This window comes from Clostridium sp., assembly GCF_032552055.1.
Taxonomy (GTDB): Bacteria; Bacillota; Clostridia; order Clostridiales; family Clostridiaceae; genus Clostridium.
The window spans coordinates 1-5,198 of sequence record NZ_JAWGSV010000219.1 but is presented as its reverse complement, the minus strand read 5'-3'; the positions used below and the strand labels follow the sequence as shown (position 1 = coordinate 5,198).

Sequence of the window (5,198 nt, the reverse complement as noted above, 5' to 3'; positions counted from 1 at the left end):
CTTTTAAATAATATTAAAAGATTAACATAATAAAAAAGTGAAGAAATATTATACAATTAGCGCCATTAGCTACTTTTTTAGGCATAATGTATTATTTCTTCACTTAAATATATTAAATTTAAATACAAATCTACTACTTTTTAGGAATAGATACTGTTATTTGAATAAATTCTTCTTCATCCTTAAAGTTATACTCTGCAGGAATATTGAATTTATCAAATACTTGCTTAATAGTATTTACATATAACTTAGCTGGAAAAACACTCTTAACTCTTTTTTTATCTTTATTATTTAATTCTTCTCCGGCTATTCTTAATAATTCTTTATTAACTAATTCTTCAGTTGCCTTTACATTAAGAGAATTTTTTATGATTTTTTCTATAACTTTTAATTGTAATTCTTCATTTGGCAATGATAATAAAGCTCTAGCATGTCTTTCTGTTAATTTATTCTCTAAACATAACTCCCTTACTTTTGAAGAAAGTTTTAAAAGCCTTAGCTTATTAGCAATTGTAGATTGTTTTTTTCCCATCCTTTTTGCTAACTCATCTTGTGTAAACTTATGATCATTTATTAAATTATAATAAGCTTCAGCCTCTTCAATAAAGTTTAAATCTTCTCTTTGAAGATTTTCTAATAGTGCTATTTCTGCAGACTCAGTATCTGTAATTTCAATTATATTGCAAGGTACTGCTTCTAACTCAGCCATTCTAGCTGCTCTCCATCTTCTTTCCCCTGCAACTAGCTCAAAATTCTCTCCTCTTTTTCTAACTGTTATAGGTTGAATAATTCCATGCTCCTTTATTGACTGAGATAATTCTTCTAGAGCCTCTTCATTAAAGAATCTTCTCGGCTGATAAGTATTTGGAAATATCCTATCTACATTTATACTAGTAATTTCTCTGTTCATATGCACCCAACCATCCCTCATAATATTAATTACCATTAACTCAATAATTAAAAAATTCTATTTTTCTTTATTATTTCCTTCTTTTATTTCCTATTTTTGTAAGACAAATTCTTGTATATATTCCTATATATTTACAAATTAATGTATATTTACAATATATCTCCTATATTTATACTATTATTATGTTCTATTCTGTAGAATTATTTAATAGGCTTTTTTGTAATTGTACCTGCTTTTCTTGGATAAGTCTTAGGGCACTTACTATTTTTTTTGATTTCGACAATATTATGCTTTAAATTAGTTTCTTCTATAGTAACTTCGATTACTCTTTCTAAATTTCCTCCTAGAGTTATAATAGCTTTTTGTCCCTCTTTTAATTCATCTTCTATTGACGGTCCTTTTAAAGCAACAAAATATCCATTAACCTTAACATACGGCATACAAAACTCTGATAAAACAGCCATATTTGCTACTGCTCTTGATGTAGCAACATCAAATTTTTCTCTTAAGTCACCATTTCTTGCTCCATCTTCAGCTCTTGAATGAATGGTTTCAACATTTTTCAACTCTAATTTGCTAACTACAGCATTTAAAAAGTTAATTCTCTTATTTAATGAATCTAATAATACAACTTTTACATCTGGATTCATTATAGCTATAGGTAATCCAGGAAAACCAGCTCCAGTACCTACATCTATGATATTTTTAGCATTTTTTACAGCATTAGATTTAAATATCTTAATACAGTCAATAAAGTGCTTTTTTATTACATCCTCATCCTCTGTAATAGCTGTTAAATTTATTTTTTCATTCCACTCTTGTAAAAGCTTCATATAATCAATAAATTTATTGTATTGGTCTTCCTTTAATTCTAGTCCAACTTCTTCGCAAGCATCTTTCATTAATTGAAAATATTCCATATTTCCTCCATTAGTTTTATTTCTTATATTGATGTTCTAAATATATAAGTAATACTGATATATCAGCAGGTGATACTCCGGAAATCCTTGAAGCTTGACCTATACTTATAGGTCTTATATTAGTTAGTTTTTGTATAGCTTCTGTTCTTAATCCCTTTACATCTGAATACTCTAACTCATCAGGAATTAACTTCTTTTCAAATTTCTTAAATTGCTTAACTTGATCTAATTGACTATCAATATATCCTTCATACTTAGCAATTATATTTATTTGCTCACCTATATCTTCATCATAATCTGGTCTATCTATATCTAGATCTCTTAAACTAAAGTAATCTAACTCAGGTCTTTTTATTAATTCATAAAAACTAATTGGCTTTTTAAGCTCTGTTGATCCCTTTGAAATCAATAAATCATTGATTTCTTTTTTATTTGTAATTTGTAAGTTCTTTAGTCTGTTAACTTCACTCTCAACATTATTTTTTCTTGTAATAAATTTATTATATCTTTCTTCAGTTACAAGACCAACCTTATATCCTATTTCCGTTAATCTAAAGTCTGCATTATCTTGTCTTAATAATAATCTATATTCTGCTCTTGAAGTCATCATTCTATACGGCTCATTAGTACCTTTAGTCACTAAATCATCTATTAAAACACCAATATATCCATCTGATCTTGTTAATATCATAGGTTCTTCATTTCTAATTTTAAGCGCAGCATTTATTCCAGCTACTATTCCTTGTCCAGCAGCTTCTTCATAGCCTGAGCTACCATTTAATTGTCCTGCTCCATATAAACCACTAATCTTCATAAATTCTAATGTAGGTTTAAGTTGAGTTGGATCAATTGAATCATACTCTATTGCATATGCAGTTCTCATTATCTCAACATTTTCTAGACCTGGCACAGATCTTAACATTTGAATTTGCACCTCTTCTGGTAATGATGATGACATTCCTCCAACATACATTTCTTCAGTATTTTCACCTTCAGGTTCTATAAATAATTGATGCCTATCTCTATCTGGGAATCTCATAACCTTATCTTCTATAGATGGACAATATCTAGGTCCTACCCCCTCAATTAATCCATTATACATTGGAGATCTATCTATATTATCTCTGATTATATTATGAGTTTCTTCACTAGTATAAGTTAACCAGCAAGATACTTGATCTCTAGTAATATCACCACTCATAAAAGAAAATGGAACTATTTTTTCATCTCCAGGTTGCTCTACCATCTGTGAAAAATCCACTGATCTTCTATTGATTCTTGCTGGGGTTCCTGTCTTAAATCTTCTTAATTCTATGCCTAAGTCTATTAATGATTGTGATAATTCATTAGCTGCAGATAAACCATTGGGACCACTATTATATGTGACATCACCAATTATAATTCTAGATCTTAGGTAAGTTCCTGTTGTTAATATAACTGCCTTACAACTAAAGTATCCACCATTTTTAGTAACAACACCTTTTACTTCGCCATCAACAACATCTAATTCAACAACTTCTAATTGTCTTAGATTTAAGTTTTCTTGTTTCTCTAAAACACTCTTCATTCTATCTTGGTACTTCTTCTTATCAGCTTGTGCTCTAAGAGAATGTACCGCTGGTCCTTTAGAAGTATTAAGCATTCTAGATTGAATGAAAGTATTATCTATGTTAACTCCCATTTCTCCACCTAGTGCATCTACCTCTCTTACTAAGTGTCCTTTAGCAGTACCTCCTATATTAGGATTACATGGCATCATAGCAACAGAATCTAGGTTAGTAGTACATATTAATGTTTTTAATCCCATCCTTGCAGTAGCTAATGCTGCTTCACAACCAGCATGACCAGCACCAACTACTACTACATCGTATTCTCCCGCATTATATTTCATATTCATCTTCTCCTATTTTCCGCAGCAAAATTCCCTAAATATCTTATTAACTAAATCCTCTTCTAACTCTGATCCAGTAATTTCACCTAAGGCTTTTAATGCTGCTGTAACATATATTGAAATTAAATCTAAAAATTCATTCTTTTTAACTCTAACAAGAGCTTCATTACAATTTTCAAAAGCTCTTATTAAAGCTTGCTTGTGTCTAGAATTAGACACAATCAAACTTTCACTATCTATTGTACCATTAAAGAACATATTCTTAATCTCATTTTTTAAACCATCTATTCCAATATCTTCTTTAGCAGAAATTTTTATTATATTTCCAAAGCCTTCTAAAATTAAATCATCAATTTTATTATCTAAATCAATCTTATTAAGTAAAACTATAGATTTTTTATCTTTAATTGCTTCAATAATCTCTTTATCTTCTTTATCTATTTCTCTTGATGTATCTAATACTAATAATATTAAATCTGCTTCATTAATTTTTTCTCTAGATCTTTCAACACCTATTTTTTCTACAACATCTTCTGTTTCCCTAATTCCAGCAGTATCAATAATTTTTACTGGTATACCATCTAAATTAATGTATTCTTCTATAACATCTCTTGTTGTACCAGCAATATCCGTTACTATAGCTCTCTTCTCTTTTAATAAAACATTTAATAAAGATGACTTTCCTACATTAGGCTTACCAACTATCGCTAAGCTTAATCCATCCCTAATAATCTTACCTTCATCAGCACCTTTAAGCAGCTTATTAATATCTTCTACAGATTTCTCTAAGCTTTCTTTAACTCTTATTGGTATGCTAGGATCAACTTCTTCATCATCTTCAGTAAAATCTACTGCATATTCTATTAATGCTAATACATTTAATAAATACTCTCTTAACTTATTAATCCTCTGAGATAAAGATCCTCCACTTTGCATTAATGCTGATTTCATAGCAAGCTCAGTTTTAGCTGTAATTAAATCCATAACAGCTTCTGCTTGTGATAAATCTATTCTTCCATTTAAAAAAGCTCTTTTAGTGAATTCTCCCGGCTCAGCTAGCCTTGCTCCTGCCCTTATTGTTGCTTCTAATACTTTATTAGTAGAAGTAACCCCTCCATGACAATTAATCTCTACTACATCCTCTGCAGTAAAGCTCTTGGGTCCCTTCATATAACTAATAATTACTTCATCTATAATATCATCACTATCAATATCTACTATATGACCATATTTCATAGTGTAAGTTTTCATATCTTTTATATCTTTTCCGCTCTTTGCTCTAAAAATTTTGGATACAATACCTAATGCATTGTCACCAGATACTCTTATTATTGCAATTCCACCTTCTCCAATTGCTGTAGATATGGCACAGATTGTATCAAACTCTTTCATCTCTAAACCTCCTTATCTATTCATAAATAAATCTATATTTATAGTATATCCATTTTTAACTATTATTCATTTTACAAAACTATTT

General features: G+C 29.4%; 4 protein-coding genes. All 4 read right to left on the bottom strand.

Translation table 11 applies throughout. The annotated features are described in order from the left end of the window. Window positions 1-133: 133 nt before the first annotated feature. Entirely contained in the window at window positions 134-910 is a 777-nt protein-coding gene (gene noc / locus E6248_RS12695; protein WP_316341161.1) for a nucleoid occlusion protein, read from the bottom strand. Window positions 911-1,110: 200 nt separating this feature from the next. Next, the gene (rsmG, locus tag E6248_RS12690) at window positions 1,111-1,830 is read right to left on the bottom strand and encodes a 16S rRNA (guanine(527)-N(7))-methyltransferase RsmG (protein ID WP_316341160.1); all 720 of its coding nucleotides are present in this window, start codon (window positions 1,828-1,830) and stop codon (window positions 1,111-1,113) included. Between the two features lie 16 nt (window positions 1,831-1,846). Next, window positions 1,847-3,721, bottom strand: coding sequence for a tRNA uridine-5-carboxymethylaminomethyl(34) synthesis enzyme MnmG (mnmG, locus tag E6248_RS12685; RefSeq protein WP_316341159.1), 1,875 nt, complete (start codon window positions 3,719-3,721; stop codon window positions 1,847-1,849). Between the two features lie 12 nt (window positions 3,722-3,733). Next, entirely contained in the window at window positions 3,734-5,113 is a 1,380-nt protein-coding gene (mnmE, locus tag E6248_RS12680; protein WP_316341158.1) for a tRNA uridine-5-carboxymethylaminomethyl(34) synthesis GTPase MnmE, read from the bottom strand. Between the last annotated feature and the right edge of the window lie 85 nt (window positions 5,114-5,198).